Here is a 15,258-nt window from a genome sequence, read left to right as displayed (position 1 = left end):
CGCCATCAATATGTGAGCAGTACGCTATGGTCAGTATTTGTGATTCAGGACGTCGACCCACTCATCCATTCTCTGTACCAGGTCTTTGACCTCATTGGCGTGGTGCTCAACGGCATCATTGGCGGCACGATTGCACGCCGTAGGGAATTCGACATTATTGGCTTCGTCTTTCTGGCGCTCTTTTCGGCGCTGGCTGGCGGCATGATCCGTGACATGCTGATCGCCAGCGGCCCGGCAGCGGCTATCTCTGATCCGCTGTATCTCACGCTGGCGTGTGTGGGCGCGCTCATTGCTTTCTTGACGGACCTGAAGGGCAAGGCCTGGGAGATCTTCCTCGAGCACGCGGATGCTGTCATTTTAGGCGTTTGGTGCACGACTGGCTGCGTGAAGGCGCTGACTTATGGAATGCCGTTTATTGCCTGCGTATTCTTGGGCGTCTTGACCGCAGTGGGCGGCGGAATGGTGCGCGATGTTGCTTCCGGCCAGATTCCCTCGGTCTTTGGCGGCAGCCCGCTCTATGCTGTGCCGGCGGTGCTTACAGGAATCGTGATGGCGTCCTTTGCGTATTTCGACCAGTTTGCCCTCGGCATGGTCATCTCTCCCTTCGTGGGCTTTGGCCTAGCAGTTATGGCTTATTGGCGCGGATGGGTGCTTCCGCGAGCCGGCATTGCGCCCTTGAACTACACCGCGGCGCAGGTGGCATCGATTGCGAGGAAAGCTGAAATTAGAGGCTTTAGGCGAGGGCGTAGGAAAAGAAAACAAACACCGCCTAACGCTGAATAAATGCAGGCCAGGCGGTGTTTTATCTTGCTTCCCCACCAGGACTCGAACCTAGAATGACGGTACCAAAAACCGTAGTGTTGCCGATTACACCATGGGGAAACGCGCTCATATTATGAGCGCTGGGGGACATGTTACCTGACGGGTGTGTATCAGACCTAAACAGGTGGCCAACCTTCTTTATCGCCGTGCTAGTGGGCTACTTTTAGCTGGTGCGGGCCATGTCCAGTGGGGGAGATACAGTAGAAGGCATGGTTCGACAAAGGATGACCGGGCGTGAGCGCCGTGAGCAGTTGATCTCCATTGGCCGTGCGGCCTTCGCAGAGCGCGGTTTCGATGGCGCCAGCGTGGAGGACATTGCGGCACGCGCCGGTGTGTCTAAGCCAGTGGTCTACGAGCATTTCGGCGGCAAGGAAGGCCTCTACGCCGTCGTCATTGATCGCGAGCTTGTCGCCTTGGAGAAGGTCGTGACGGAATCGCTACAGACGGGTTCTTGGCGCGAGCGCATCGAGCAGGGGGTCGTCGCGCTGCTGACTTATGTGGAAGAGGAAACCGATGGTTTCTTGATCCTCGTGCGCGATTCCAAGCCAGGGGATGAGCGTAGTTTCTCCACGTTGTTGAATGCAGCAGTTAATCAGATCGCGCACATCCTCGGTGAGGCCTTTGAACACCGCGGGCTCGACCCAGAGCTGGCGGTGCTTTACGGCCAGGCGCTCGTCGGCATGGTGGCCACCACAGCCCAGTGGTGGCTGGATGAGCGTGAGCCTTCGCGTGAGACAGTTGCCGCGCACATCGTTAATCTGTGCTGGAATGGTCTTTCCGGCATGGAAGCAGCACCGAAGTTGAAGGGAGCCAAGTAGGTGGCAACGCCGATGCTGGGCGGGCTTTTAAAAGTAGCCGCCTCAGATCCGAAACTTAAAGGCCTCGCCTCCCAAGCGGGGGAAGCCTCATTGCACATTACTGGCATCGACCAGGCCCGCCCCTGGGCCATCGGTACCTTGGCGCACCACGCACCGGTGCTGGTGGTGACCGCCTCCGGGCGCGAGGCGGAGGACCTTACCGCGGAGCTGACAGCCATGCTGGGGGATAAGGTCGCTTACTTCCCGGCATGGGAGACGCTTCCGCATGAGCGGTTGTCGCCGGCCGCGGATATCGTCGGCAAGCGCGCGCGTGTGCTCGACCTCGTGGGAGCGGGCAAAGCCCAGGTCGTGGTGACCTCCGCCCGCGGGTACTGCCAGCCCATCCTGAGCAAGGTGGAGGGCCGCGCGCCCATTTTCCTGAAGGAAGAGGACGAGCACGAGCTCGCGCATATCCTGTCGGAGCTAGAGTTTCGTGCTTACAAGCACGTGGACATGGTGGCCAAGCGCGGTGAGTACGCCACGCGCGGCGGCATCCTTGATGTTTTCCCCACCACGTCGGATTACCCGGTGCGCGTGGAGTTCTGGGGTGATGAGATTACGGATATCCGTCAGTTCTCCGTGGCTGACCAGCGTGCCATCCCCGAGATCGAGGTGGGAGAGGTCGCTATCTATCCCGCCCGCGAGCTGCCGATCACCAATGAGGTAGCCGCGCGCGCCCGCGAGCTGGCGCAGAAGTTTGGGGGCAACGCAGCACTGGCGGAGCTGTTGACCAAGGTAGGGGAGCACATCCCGGCCGAAGGTATGGAGGCTGTGCTGGCCGTGCTTGCCGACGCCCCCTTCGTCACCCTCCCCGAACTGCTTGCGGAAGGCACGCACGTGCTGCTTGTGGCGCCGGAGAAAATCCGCACCCGTATTGCAGACTTGGAATCCACCGATGCCGAGTTCTTGGCTGCTGGCTGGGAGGCCGCCGCGATGGGCGCGGATGGTCCGCTGGCGGCCGAGGGCTTGGACACTTCGGCGTCGAGTTATCGCTCCTATGAGTCGTTGGAAGCGACGTGCCGGAATATCGAGGCCCCGTTGTGGACTTTTGCCCCGCCGGGGATGTTTGCGGCGGCTGAATCGGAGACTCTGCCGCTGGACTTTGAGCCCGGACCTACTCCGCGCGGTGATATCTCAGAGATCGATGCCATGATGGCACAGCTTCTGGCGCACACCACGGCCGGCGGGCGTGCCGCCTTCATCGCGCCTGCGCAGGGTGCTATCAAGCGCATGGTGGAGCGCTTTGCGGAAAAGGGCATCCCCACCAAGGTCGCCACGCCAGGGTGGGAGCCGAGCCCCGGTGAGGTCACCCTCTACCAGGCCTTGTCCCATGCTGGTCTGGTGTTCCCGAAGGTGCGCAAGCTCAAGGACGCTGAGGCGTTGCCGCTGGTCGTCATTACGGAAACGGATCTCACGGGTAACCGTGTAGGCGATATTGCGGGGGCGAAGCGTCGCCCAGCAAAGCGCCGCAACCGCGTGGATCCCCTCGCCCTGAAGCAGGGCGACTACGTGGTGCATGAGACCCATGGCATCGGCAAGTTCCTCAAGATGGCCGAGCGCACCGTCCAATCCGGTGATGAGACCTCCCGCCGCGAATACATCGTGTTGGAGTATGCCGCCTCCAAGCGCGGCCAGCCGGCTGATCAGCTGTGGGTCCCCATGGATTCGCTGGATCTGCTGAGCAAATACACCGGCGGCGAGACGCCGACGTTGTCCAAGATGGGCGGCTCGGACTGGAAGAACACCAAGAAGAAGGCGCGCGCCGCGGTGCGCGAGATCGCCGGTGAGCTGGTGGAACTCTATGCCAAGCGCCAGGCCGCACCCGGTCACCAGTTTGGCCCCGATACCCCGTGGCAGGCCGAGATGGAGGATAATTTCCCCTTCGTCGAGACCGAGGACCAAATGCTGGCCATCGACGCCGTCAAACAGGATATGGAATCCACGGTGCCGATGGACCGCGTGGTCGTCGGCGATGTGGGTTATGGCAAAACCGAGGTGGCCGTGCGCGCAGCCTTCAAGGCCGTACAGGACGGCAAGCAAGTCGCGGTCCTCGTGCCCACCACTTTGCTGGCCCAGCAGCACACCGATACTTTCCGCGAGCGCATGCAGGGCTTCCCGGTGGATATCGAGGTGCTTTCGCGCTTTACCTCGACCAAGGAATCCAAGGAGATTCTCGCCGGTTTGGCGGATGGTTCCGTAGACATCGTCATCGGTACCCACCGTTTGTTGCAGACTGGCGTTCAGTGGAAGAACTTGGGCCTCATCGTGGTGGATGAGGAGCAGCGTTTCGGTGTGGAGCACAAGGAGCACATCAAGGCGCTCAAGGCCAGCGTGGACGTGCTCACCATGTCCGCGACGCCGATTCCGCGCACCTTGGAGATGTCCATGGCGGGCATCCGCGAGATGTCCACCATCCTGACCCCGCCGGAGGACCGCCACCCGGTCCTGACCTATGTTGGCGCGTATGAGGATAAGCAGGTGGCCGCGGCCATCCGCCGCGAGCTGCTGCGCGACGGCCAAGTCTTCTTCATCCACAACAAGGTTGCGGATATCGAAAAGAAGGCCCGCGAGCTGCGGGACCTAGTCCCAGAAGCGCGAATCGTCGTGGCACACGGCCAGATGAACGAGGACGTCCTTGAGCGCACCGTCCAAGGATTCTGGGACCGCGAATTCGACGTCCTGGTGTGTACCACCATCGTGGAAACCGGCCTGGATATTGCGAACGCGAATACCCTCATCGTGGAAAACGCCCACCACATGGGCCTGTCCCAGCTGCACCAGCTGCGCGGGCGCGTGGGCCGCTCCCGCGAGCGCGGCTATGCCTACTTCCTGTACCCGAAGGGCGCCACGCTGACGGAAACTTCCTATGACCGCCTGGCCACTATCGCCCAAAACAACGATCTGGGCGCCGGTATGGCCGTGGCCATGAAGGACCTTGAGATGCGCGGTGCTGGCAACGTGCTGGGTGCTGAGCAATCGGGCCACATCGCCGGTGTGGGCTTTGACCTCTACGTGCGCCTTGTCGGTGAGGCAGTGGAGACCTTCAAGGCGCTCGCGCGTGGTGAGACCCCCGTGGTCACGGACGAAGGCCCGAAGGAAATCCGCATCGATCTTCCGGTGGATGCCCATATTCCGGAGTCCTATATCAACTCCGAGCGCTTGCGTTTGGAGGTCTACCGCAAGCTGGCGGCCTCCAAAGACAACGCGGACCTGGCTCATGTGGTGGAGGAAATGCAGGACCGCTACGGGCCCATTCCGGAGCCGGTCGAGCGCCTGCTCGCCGTGGCTCGCCTGCGCCACCAGGCCCGCCGGGCCGGGGTCAGCGATATCACGGTGCAGGGCACGCGCATCAAGGTCCATCCGGTGGAGCTGGCGGATTCCAAGCAGGTACGCCTCAAGCGCCTCTTCCCGGGCTCCAACTACCGTGCAGCGGCCAAGGCCATCCAGCTCAATTTCCCCAAGGCCGGACGCAACGTCACGGACCCCAAGTTGCGTGACATCGAACTCCTGCAGTGGGTGGCGGACTTCTTGGCTTCGATGTTCGAACTCGAGCGCGTCGACGTCAGCGGTGCTAAGACTAAGAAGAATGTCATTAGCGTAGGAGAAAAATAATGGACGCCAGCACCGCCGCCGGGATTTCTCGGGCCAATCCCAGAATCGTTTTAGTGGCGGTGTGGATGGCTGCCTCGCTGCTCAGCATCCCCGTCTCACTGGTGATTAAGTTCAGCGGTGAGAACGGTGGCTGGCTCACCTTCATGTTGATGATGTTCGGAGTAATCCTGGTTGGCATTTGGGTGCTGCTTGGTTTGCTCCCGCTGTTTATCCGCGGTGATTACACAAGCAAGCTGGGGTGGGCGTGGGTGTCGATGGCCTTGGTGTTCATCGGCTTTATCGTGGGCAATGCCAACGTGCCGGATTTTGGGGACGTCGGTCCGGCCACCGTTCCGACGTGGTGGTTTGGCAACGAGGAAGCGGCCTCGATTACTGGAGGCATCTTCCTCGTCATCAGCGCTATCGGCCACGTGTTGTGGATAGCAAGCTGCATCGCCTATGCGGTGCTATCGCGCCGCACGGCGCCCGAGGTTTTCTAGAGCGCCAAGCGGCCCGTGCTCAAGCCCCACACCGCGGCAACCGCGCCGATAACTACCAGCGCTACCACGAACCATTCGAAGGTGTTGAACACGCGCTCTTTCTTGTACAGGCGGGTGGCCACATAAGGAATCATGCTGGGGACCACGGCTAGCGCGCCGAGAAGAACATAAACCGGGTCGGCGGCATAGATGAGCCACAGGGAATAGATGAAGGCGACGAGGCCGATGCAGAGGTGGCGGCGATTCTCTCGGCGGCTCACCTCCGGACCTGAAATATCGAAGCGCACCCCTGCATGTGGGTGAGTCAGCCCCTTGCCGCGCACGGCCAAGAGGACCAGGTAAAGGGAAGAGAAGATGTAGGGCAGCAGGTACATGATGGTGGCCAGCTGCACCATGGCGTTATAAGAAGTTTCGTTGAGGAAGAAGACGATAACGAAGAGCTGAATCGTCAGCGTAGAAATCAGCTGCGCTACCCACGGCGCACCGGCGATGTTCACGGTGCCGATCTTGCGGGGGAGAAGACCATCGACAGCCATCATGACAATCGGTTCCGCGCACAGCATCTGCCAGGACACGTAGGCGCCGAGCACGGAGAGGCACAGGCCGAGGGAAATGAGAGCGCCGCCCCATTCGCCTACGGCCGCGGTGAGCACGGACGCCATCGAGTTATCCGGCAGCGCTGCGAGCTCTTCCTGGGTAAGCACGCCGAAGCTCAGCGTGGACACGGATACCAGCAACGCCAGAACGCTGATGAAGCCGATGACGGTAGCGCGGCCGACGTCGGCACGCGTGCGCGCCTGCTTGGAGTACACGGATGCGCCCTCCACGCCGATGAAGACCCACACGGTAAAGAGCATGATGCCCTGAATCTGCTCGAAGAGGGACTTATCGGAGGCCTCGCCCCAGAAGTCAAGAGTGAATTTGTCCCAGCTAAAGCCTACGAAAGCGAGGATGACGATGAAGGCGAGGATGGGGACGATCTTGGCGATGGACGTCACCATGTTCATGATCGCCGCCTGCTTAATTCCGCGCGCCAGCACAGCAAAGATTCCCCAGGACAACACCGATACGGCGATGGCGGAGACCCAGCGGTGGTCGGCGTCAAAGAAAGGCACGTAGTGGCCAATGGTGTTGAAGAACAGGGTGGCGTAGCCTACCTGCGCCATCACAGATCCTAGCCAGTAGCCCCAGCCGGACGTAAAGCCAATAAAGTCACCTAAGCCGGCGCGGACGTAGGAGTACACACCGGAGTCGAGGTGCGGCTTGCGGTGGGCAAGAATCTGGAAAACGAAAGCTACAGAGAGCATGCCGATGCCTGCGATGAGCCAGCCGATGAGCATGGCGCCAGGGCCGGCCACGGAGGCGATGTTCTGCGGAAGAGAGAAGATTCCGGCGCCCACCGTGGAACCGATGATGAGCGCGATGAGCGTCCACAACGTCACAGAGTGCGTGCGCGGCGATTCGGTGAGATTGGAAGTGGTCATTGGTTAAAAATACCCCTTCAGGCGGGCGTTTGTGCAACTGCAGCGAAAGTTCAAAGAACTGGGGACCTATACTCGTTGCTTATGACTGTCCTGTTGTTAGATCCGCGCTGGCCCACGTTAATCCCTATGGAGGCCGTTGGGAAACTGCAGGGCCCTGTTGTTTTCACTGATGAAGTTCCGGTGAAGGTGCGCTGGGACTTTGATTCACTGTTGTGCGGTGAGGATCCGGAAGGCCATGGTGTTGTGGTGAGCACAGATCCATCACACCCGCAGGTGCGCGCGCTTATCGACGCTGATGCGGACCTCATCCTCGCCCCCTCCCTTGAGGAACCGATGTGGAAGGCACGTGAGGTGATGTCGCGTGCGCGGCGCATCGGGGAGTGGGAGCGCGATCAAACCCACGAAACTTTGCTGCCGTATCTAGAAGAAGAGTCGGCGGAATTCGCCCAGGCGGTGCGGGAGCGTGCCACTGATTCCGAGTTGCTTAAGGAATTGGGCGATGTCTTCTTACAGGTCCTCTTTCACGCCGAGATCGCGGCACGCCGTGGGGCTTTTACTCTCGACGATGTTGCGATGTCCTTCGTCAACAAAATGCGCTCCCGCGCGCCCTACCTTTTCGACGGCACGGAGGACGTCGTGGGGGTAGAGGAGCAGGAGCGCCTGTGGGCCGAGGGTAAGGCCCGAGAAAAGAACTAGCCCTTCTGAATCATCGAGGACAGCAGGGGAGCGTAGTCAGCGATCGTGGAGGATAGGCCGGTACCGCCGGTTGCGAGAGTGTCTTCCTTGACGATCTTGCACTCGAGGGCGCGGTCGGCGGTCTGGCCGGAGTACTTCACGGCGGCCAAGGCCAGCGGGCCGAGTTCCTCAGAGTTGCCCAGTGCGGTGAGGTTCTTGGACAGCTGGTTGCGGGTGGTGTTCGGAGTAAGCAACTCACCCTCGGTGCTCTGATCAATCAGCGTCAGGGTGCTACGCAGGGTGTTGCAATCAGCGGACTGGATGCCCTGGGAGAGGAAGCCGCCCAGCTCAGTCAGGGAAGCGGCAGAAGCGGTGGCGGGGGTGATTGCGCCGAGGGCGACAACGGCGGAAGCAGTAGCGAGGATACGACGGATGGACATGGAACTCCTTGGCTAAGAGAAAGGCACGTTTCTAGAACGGACAGTGATAGAACGTGGAGCACCAGCAGGGCCTCGGCTCTCTGTTCAACGCTGCAGTGTAGCGCAGAATGTTACGCATGGGAACATTTGGACATAACTTTTGTTCCGCGATTGTCGTAGGTCTTGCCTATACGGTCGCCTCGTGGCGCCCTCTGTGTCGCTCGACCCCCTTCCTGCAACGGGCTGTAGTATTCACCTTTATGACGCAGGGGCTTAGGAGGATCGGGGGCTGTGGCCTCGGCATTGTCTTGGCCATCATTCTGATCATTTCCTTGGTGGCCTGGAGTCTTTCCTTCCTGGATAAACCATCCCCGTTCCGGCAGCTTTCCCCCGTCCCAGAGGAACTTCCACCCGTGGGCGGGGCAGAGGTGCCCGCTATTGATGTCGACGGGCCGGGGCGCACGGCGGACAAGCTGACGTGGTGGTCCGACCAGCTTGCCGACGCCACCAGTATCCCCGCCCAGGCATTGCGGGCCTACGGCAACGCCGAGCTGATCGCGCGGCAATCCTGGCCGAACTGTAATCTGCGCTGGAATACCCTCGCCGGTATCGGCTGGGTAGAAACTCGTCACGGGACCTATAATGGAAGCCTCTTCGACCGTTCCTCCCTTGATGAGAATGGTTATCCCGACCCGCCCATTGTGGGCATTCCTCTCGACGGAACTAACAACACCACTTTGGTTCCTGATAGCGATGGCGGCGCCATTGACGGCGATGTCGAGTTTGATCGGGCGGTTGGCCCCATGCAATTCATCGCTTCTTCGTGGGAGCATCTAGGCCGAGATGCCAACGGCGATGGCGTTGCTGATCCCAATCAAATCGACGATGCCGCGTTGGGTGCTGCCGCACTGCTGTGTCACGGAGATAGGGATCTTTCCACGCCAGAGGGATGGCGCTCGGCGGTCCTCAATTACAACCAATCCGAGGATTACCTGCGCAAAGTCGCAGCAGCCGCAAATTCCTACGCCATTGAACAGCCTGCCGTGTCCTAGCCTCTTTCTAGATCTATGTCACGTTGTCCGTTTCCGCCCGACATGTTCCGAAGTTTTCTGGAACAATTGTCCCCAGGTGGTTTGGGATCCCCTCCCAGAACACGAACCCAAGATCAATTTGGCTCTATAGGAGTGAAAGCAGCATGGCTGACATCATCCACGTAATGGCACGCGAAATTCTTGATTCCCGCGGCAACCCCACCGTTGAGGCTGAAGTATTCCTCGACGATGGTGCACGCGGTGTCGCCGGCGTTCCGTCTGGCGCTTCCACCGGTGTTCACGAGGCTCACGAGTTGCGTGACGGTGGTGACCGCTACTTGGGCAAGGGCGTTCTGAAGGCTGTTGAGAACGTCAACGAAGAGATTGCTGATGAACTTGCCGGCTTCGAGGCCGATGACCAGCGTCTCATCGACCAGGCTCTGATCAAGCTGGACGGCACGGATAACAAGTCCCGCCTCGGCGCCAACGCCATCCTGGGCGTGTCCATCGCAGCCGCTAAGGCCGCTGCCGAGTCTGCTGGCCTTCCGCTCTACCGCTACATTGGCGGCCCGAACGCTCATGTCCTGCCCGTTCCGATGATGAACATCGTCAACGGTGGTGCCCACGCTGACTCCGGCGTTGACGTTCAGGAGTTCATGATCGCCCCGATCGGTGCCGAGTCCTTCAGCGAGGCCCTGCGCATGGGCGCACAGGTCTACCACGCACTGAAGGCCGTTATTAAGTCCAAGGGCCTGTCCACCGGTCTGGGTGACGAGGGCGGATTCGCTCCGGAGGCTGAGTCCACGAAGGCAGCTCTGGACCTCATCGTTGAGGCCATCGAGAAGGCCGGCTTTAAGCCGGGCAAGGATGTCGCCCTGGCTCTCGACGTTGCATCCTCCGAGTTCTACAAGGACGGCAAGTACCACTTCGAGGGCGGCGAGCACACCGCTGAGGAGATGGCCAAGGTCTACGAGGACCTCATCGCCAACTACCCGATCGTGTCCATCGAGGACCCGCTGCAGGAAGATGACTGGGAGGGCTACACCAAGCTCACCGCAGCTATCGGTGACAAGGTGCAGATTGTCGGCGATGATTTCTTCGTCACCAACCCGGCTCGCCTGAAGGAAGGCATTGAGAAGAAGGCCGCCAACGCTCTGCTGGTGAAGGTTAACCAGATCGGTACCCTGACTGAGACCTTCGACGCCGTTGAGCTGGCACACCGCAATGGCTACCGCACCATGATGTCCCACCGCTCCGGTGAGACCGAGGACACCACCATTGCTGATCTCGCCGTTGCTCTGAACTGCGGCCAGATCAAGACCGGTGCTCCGGCCCGCTCTGAGCGCGTTGCCAAATACAACCAGCTGCTGCGCATTGAGCAGGAACTGGGTGACGCCGCAGTTTATGCCGGCCGCTCCGCATTCCCGCGCTTCCAAGGCTAGGAATTAACTCCGGTTTCCAGCAGTGGTCTGCACAGACCACTCGCTGAATGACTGGTGAACGAAAAGGTGCCACAGTAACCGTGGCACCTTTTAATCGTTTTGATCGTGGCACCTTTCCTGTTGTCTGGCCCCGAACAGGCCCAGCCCAAAACTTCTGAGGCGCATGTTATTTCTGGGACACGTCGCGCGCCGCACAGCACCTGGGCCGGTCCGGGATACAATGGCTTTCCGATGGCACGCACTACTTCTCCCCGCACGAAACGCCGGAACACCGTTCCGGTTCGCACGCGTGCCCGCGATGAGCAGCGAGCTAAACGGAAGAAAGCGCCTGTGCAGCCCAAAGGGCTAGACATCCTCGGGATCGGCGTGATCATCGCTGTTGTTCTCGTAGTACTGCTATCCATTGCCGTTCCGCTGCGAAATTACTACCACGGCCAATCGGAGATTGCGCGGCTGGAAAGCTCAATCGTCGCCAAGCAGGCACAGAAGGATGACCTCCTCACGGAGATTGACAAGTATCGATCCGAGGAATACGTCAAGGAGGAGGCGCGCCGCCGCTTCGGTGTCATGGATGAAGGCGAGATGGCCTTTCGCATCATGGATCCGCGCATGGACTCTGGTGACACGGTGACCTCAGAGCGTCGTGAGGATGCCGACGACCGCGAGTGGTACACGGTGCTGTGGGATTCAGTATCGGAAGATGCGGAAAACCTACCGGAAACACCTGCTGAATAGGACTCATCCATATCTCCATGTCACAATGGTTCCTATGACCGTGACCGATGCTGACCTTGAAGTCGTCCGCGAACAGTTGGGTCGCGCCCCGCGCGGCGTCGTGGACATTGCTTACCGCACCCCGGACGGAGCCCCAGCGGTGATTAAAACCGCGCCCAAGCTTCCCGACGGCACCCCGTTTCCCACCCTTTACTACCTCACCGACCCGCGCCTGACTGCCGAAGCATCGCGCCTTGAGGTTGCCCATGTCATGAAGTGGATGGAGCAGCGCCTCGCCCAAGAAGAGGACCTGCAGCAGGATTACCAGGCGGCGCACGAACACTACCTGGAAACCCGTAACGCCATGGAAGACCTGGGCACTGAGTTTTCAGGTGGCGGCATGCCAGAGCGCGTGAAGTGCCTCCACGTTCTCATCGCTTATGCCTTAGCTGAGGGGCCGGGCCGCGTGCGCTTTGGTACCGAGGCCGTCGCGATGGCTGCGGAGCACGGTAAACTCCGGGGAAGCGCCATCCCTGAGGATTGGCCCACCGTGGGGGACCTGGGCATCCACATGACCCAGTTCGATTTTTCTAACGCCGGTTAAAAGAAAGGCTGACCCTATGACTCGCGTCGCTGCTGTCGACTGCGGAACCAACTCCATTCGCCTGCTCATCAGCGAGATTCAGGAGGATGGCAATATCCGGGACATCACCCGCACGATGGAGATCGTTCGCCTTGGCCAGGGCGTCGATGCTACCGGTGAGTTTGATCCTGAAGCTCTTGCGCGGACTCGCGTAGCGCTCGAAGGCTACGTCAAACAAATGAAGTTTGAAAAGGTCGAGCGCGTGCGCATGGTCGCCACCTCGGCCACTCGTGATGCAAAAAACCACCGCGAGTTCTTCAACATGACCGAGGAGCTTCTCGGTGAAATCCAGCCGGGGGCTCGCGCGGAGGTAATTTCCGGTGAGGAAGAGGCACTGCTGTCCTTTACCGGTGCGGTGGGGGACCTGCACTCTGAGGAGGGCCCGTATTGCGTCATCGATTTGGGCGGTGGTTCGACAGAGTTCGTCGTGGGGACAATCGATGGCGAGATCCTCGGCTCGCACTCTGCTCAGATGGGGTGCGTGCGGCTTACCGAGCGCATCATGCGCACCGATCCTCCCACGGAGGCCGAGATTGAGATTGCTAGCGACTATGTTGCTGAGCGCATGGCCGAAGTGGAGAAGATCGTTCCTATCGACAAAGCCCTCACCTTCGTTGGCTGTGCCGGTACGTTTACGACTCTTTCGGCGCTTGCCCAGGGGATGGAGCGCTACGATGCCGACTCCATCCACGGTTCCGAGCTTCGCTTCGATGCGCTGCGGGTGCTCACCCGACAGATGATTGGATTGCCTTCGGATGTGCGCGCTCTCAACCCCGTCATCCACCCTGGACGCGCAGATGTCATCGGTGGTGGATGCGTGGCCATCGAGGGCATCATGACGATGATTGAGCGCAACAGTGAAGCCCGTTCCTTCTTCATCAGTGAGAAGGACATCCTCGACGGCATCATCAGCGGCCTCGCCGCCAGCTAGCGAGCTCAAAACAAAAGAGTCGCGCAGAAGCCGACCCTATTTTCAGTCCATGCCTACCCGTGCCCTAAGATGAGTGGGCACGGGTAGGCCCCCATAGCCCAATCGGCAGAGGCAGTCGACTTAAAATCGATTCAGTCTGGGTTCGAGTCCCAGTGGGGGCACCATGTGAAGTCTCGAGACATCGTTCCGGCCGGTGTCTCGTTTTTCTTTGCTGCACGTTTGTGTTTGTCATTCGCCTTCTAGTTGAGTTCTAATCGGCATTGTTCTTCCGACTTACCAGACTCAAGACAATTCGCCCAATCAATCTGGCCCTGCACCCACGGGCTCGGTTGTCTTGGTTGCTGTTGTTTTGGCGCTATCAGCCCTGCGCTGTGCTCGGCTTCGAGATATTCCTCGCCGCCAAGGGTGTCGAAGCACCACTGGGAGTAGGCAACGGTGCCATCAGACCATCGAGCTGGTCCGGGGGTCCCCTCAAGACATTCGAGAACGGTGGGCTCTGCAGGCACTTCGTCGGCCATAGGGGCGTCGGTTTCAGGTCGGACTGGCTCAGGTTGAAACTCCTCGGATGTAGTCGACGGCTTCGTGGATTCATAGGCACTTGTGGCGCTAGTAATCGAGGGACTTTCGATGGTGCTCGAGATGTTGGTTCTAGTTGGGGTGGGCGCGGGCTCAGTGTCATTGCCACATCCGCCAAGGAACACCGCACTCGCTGTGAGTACAAAACAAAGCTTCTTCATCCGGATTACTCTCTTTCAAGGAAGGGATGGCCAGATGTATGGATAGTAGCCCTTTGCAACCGGTACGCGTGGGGTGAATGTCAAAACCGACAGCCGTAAGTGCTCACTATTTCCACACGTACTGGTCAATCACAGTGCTTGTCGACGCATTCCTGTTACGCGTGGACAATTTTGCGAATTTTGAGATTTTTGGGAACTTCCTAGCAGTGGGGCGCGTTGATCTTTATGAAACGACAAACAAGGCGGCCCTAGAGGCCGCTTTTTAGAGAAAGACTGTGAAAGGAATCGGGATTCGCGTGCGTTCTAGCAACCCCGTCATGAGTTCCCTCTCGTCCAGCCAAAATCAGACCCAGGGCGGCAATCCCTACGGTCAGAGCGATAATCCATTTATCCAGGAGAATCGCAGCGCCGATCGGCCGCTGACTGTTGATGATGTCGTGACCAAGACTGGCATTACTCTTGGCGTCATCATCGTCATGGCCGTGCTCAACTTTGCTGTTGGCGAGTTGATTAACCCAGGCATCGCGATGATTCTTACCTTGGTCGGTGCGCTCGGCGGTTTCATTACTGTTCTTGTCTCAACGTTTGGCAAGAAGTTTGGTTCTGCAGCCGTCACGTTGATTTATGCCGTGTTTGAGGGCCTCTTTGTGGGCGGATTCTCCCTTATGTTTGCCGGCGTATCTTTCGGCAATTCCGATGGCATGGCAGTTATCGGCCAAGCAATCATGGGTACCGTAGGCGTCTTTATCGGCATGCTGATGGTCTACAAGACCGGTGCGGTAAAGGTCACCCCGAAGTTCAACAAGATCATGTTCGGCCTCATTGCCGGCGTGGCCGTGTTGGCTCTGGGTAACATGTTGGGCGCTATTTTCTTCGGCTTTAATCCGCTGCGTGATGGTGGCATGCTTTCCATCATCTTCTCCCTCGTCTGCATTGTTCTGGCGTCCTTGTCCTTTATGACAGACTTCGACCAGGCAGACCGCCTGATTCGCCAGGGTGCTCCGGCGCAGTATGCCTGGGGTATCGCTCTTGGTTTGGCCGTGACCTTGGTCTGGCTGTACACGGAGATTCTCCGTCTGCTGAGCTACTTCAGGGATTAAGTAGTCTCATACCGCTTCTGCGAATCCGGCGGCTGGCACCACAAGCCTCGTGGTTGCTGGCCGCCGGTTTCTTTGTGCGTGTGGCGCACATCTTTTGAAGTGGGGGCGCCCGTGAGGTGCGGGCGGGATCTTGCCCGACTTAGGTCATTTTAGTGCGGAAACCCCACCCCACCGCCGTAAACGCCCGGTAGCAATGTTAAGAGTGACGTTGCGGCACCCACCCAAGACCTAAGTCTGTGATGTCTAGCGACTTTTTGGACACGGAGTCCAGGATGTTTTTGGACGGGATGTCTAGTGGCTTTTTGGACGTTT

Annotated in this window: 13 protein-coding genes and 1 tRNA gene; 12 read left to right on the top strand and 2 right to left on the bottom strand. The window is 59.5% G+C overall.

Annotated elements, in window-relative coordinates:
* The first annotated feature begins 42 nt into the window (after positions 1-42).
* The 4 genes from QP999_RS05655 to QP999_RS05640 all read left to right on the top strand — a co-directional run bounded on the left by QP999_RS05655 (position 43) and on the right by QP999_RS05640 (position 5,770).
* Entirely contained in the window at positions 43-783 is a 741-nt protein-coding gene (locus QP999_RS05655; RefSeq protein WP_269948524.1) for a trimeric intracellular cation channel family protein, read from the top strand.
* Between the two features lie 248 nt (positions 784-1,031).
* Positions 1,032-1,640, top strand: a complete 609-nt coding sequence (locus QP999_RS05650; RefSeq protein ID WP_070520882.1) for a TetR/AcrR family transcriptional regulator — start codon at positions 1,032-1,034, stop codon at positions 1,638-1,640.
* Positions 1,641-1,652: 12 nt separating this feature from the next.
* Positions 1,653-5,291 carry a transcription-repair coupling factor gene (mfd, locus tag QP999_RS05645; protein WP_070562600.1) on the top strand — a complete coding sequence of 1,213 codons (3,639 nt, stop codon included), beginning with the start codon at positions 1,653-1,655 and terminating at the stop codon, positions 5,289-5,291.
* Positions 5,291-5,770 carry a hypothetical protein gene (locus QP999_RS05640; protein WP_070530565.1) on the top strand — a complete coding sequence of 160 codons (480 nt, stop codon included), beginning with the start codon at positions 5,291-5,293 and terminating at the stop codon, positions 5,768-5,770. Before mfd ends, QP999_RS05640 begins: the two co-directional genes overlap by 1 nt.
* Here QP999_RS05640 and QP999_RS05635 read toward each other — a convergent pair.
* Entirely contained in the window at positions 5,767-7,254 is a 1,488-nt protein-coding gene (locus QP999_RS05635) for an amino acid permease (protein ID WP_070562537.1), read from the bottom strand. The two genes, QP999_RS05640 and QP999_RS05635, sit on opposite strands and share 4 nt — an antisense overlap.
* 81 nt (positions 7,255-7,335) lie before the next feature.
* On the opposite strand from QP999_RS05635, the gene QP999_RS05630 reads away from it, so the two are divergent.
* A complete protein-coding gene (locus QP999_RS05630; RefSeq protein ID WP_070530561.1) occupies positions 7,336-7,950 on the top strand; it encodes a MazG nucleotide pyrophosphohydrolase domain-containing protein in 615 nt (204 codons plus the stop codon).
* On the opposite strand, the gene QP999_RS05625 is transcribed toward QP999_RS05630, so the two are convergent.
* Positions 7,947-8,369, bottom strand: coding sequence for a hypothetical protein (locus tag QP999_RS05625; protein WP_070520896.1), 423 nt, complete (start codon positions 8,367-8,369; stop codon positions 7,947-7,949). The genes QP999_RS05630 and QP999_RS05625 overlap by 4 nt on opposite strands.
* 239 nt (positions 8,370-8,608) lie before the next feature.
* Here QP999_RS05625 and QP999_RS05620 point away from each other — a divergent pair, with 239 nt between their 5' ends.
* The 7 genes from QP999_RS05620 (at position 8,609) to QP999_RS05590 (ending at position 14,946) form a co-directional block, all read left to right on the top strand.
* The gene (locus tag QP999_RS05620) at positions 8,609-9,400 is read left to right on the top strand and encodes a lysozyme family protein (RefSeq protein WP_070562540.1); all 792 of its coding nucleotides are present in this window, start codon (positions 8,609-8,611) and stop codon (positions 9,398-9,400) included.
* A gap of 143 nt (positions 9,401-9,543) precedes the next feature.
* On the top strand, positions 9,544-10,821 hold the full coding sequence (gene eno / locus QP999_RS05615; protein ID WP_070520900.1) for a phosphopyruvate hydratase: 1,278 nt from the start codon (positions 9,544-9,546) through the stop codon (positions 10,819-10,821).
* A gap of 231 nt (positions 10,822-11,052) precedes the next feature.
* Complete coding sequence (locus tag QP999_RS05610; protein WP_070520902.1) at positions 11,053-11,556, top strand: septum formation initiator family protein; 504 nt, start codon at positions 11,053-11,055, stop codon at positions 11,554-11,556.
* Positions 11,557-11,590: 34 nt separating this feature from the next.
* Complete coding sequence (locus QP999_RS05605) at positions 11,591-12,139, top strand: DUF501 domain-containing protein (protein WP_144676536.1); 549 nt, start codon at positions 11,591-11,593, stop codon at positions 12,137-12,139.
* Between the two features lie 16 nt (positions 12,140-12,155).
* A complete protein-coding gene (locus tag QP999_RS05600; RefSeq protein ID WP_070686426.1) occupies positions 12,156-13,109 on the top strand; it encodes a Ppx/GppA phosphatase family protein in 954 nt (317 codons plus the stop codon).
* A gap of 87 nt (positions 13,110-13,196) precedes the next feature.
* Positions 13,197-13,273, top strand: a tRNA-Leu gene (locus QP999_RS05595).
* An 869-nt stretch (positions 13,274-14,142) separates the two neighbouring features.
* Positions 14,143-14,946 carry a Bax inhibitor-1/YccA family protein gene (locus tag QP999_RS05590; RefSeq protein ID WP_070520914.1) on the top strand — a complete coding sequence of 268 codons (804 nt, stop codon included), beginning with the start codon at positions 14,143-14,145 and terminating at the stop codon, positions 14,944-14,946.
* Positions 14,947-15,258: the final 312 nt, after the last annotated feature.

The organism is Corynebacterium sp. MSK004 (assembly GCF_030232515.1).
Taxonomy (GTDB): domain Bacteria; phylum Actinomycetota; class Actinomycetes; order Mycobacteriales; family Mycobacteriaceae; genus Corynebacterium; species Corynebacterium hesseae.
Note: the sequence above shows the minus strand (reverse complement) of the source record. Positions and strands in the feature narration are given on the sequence as shown.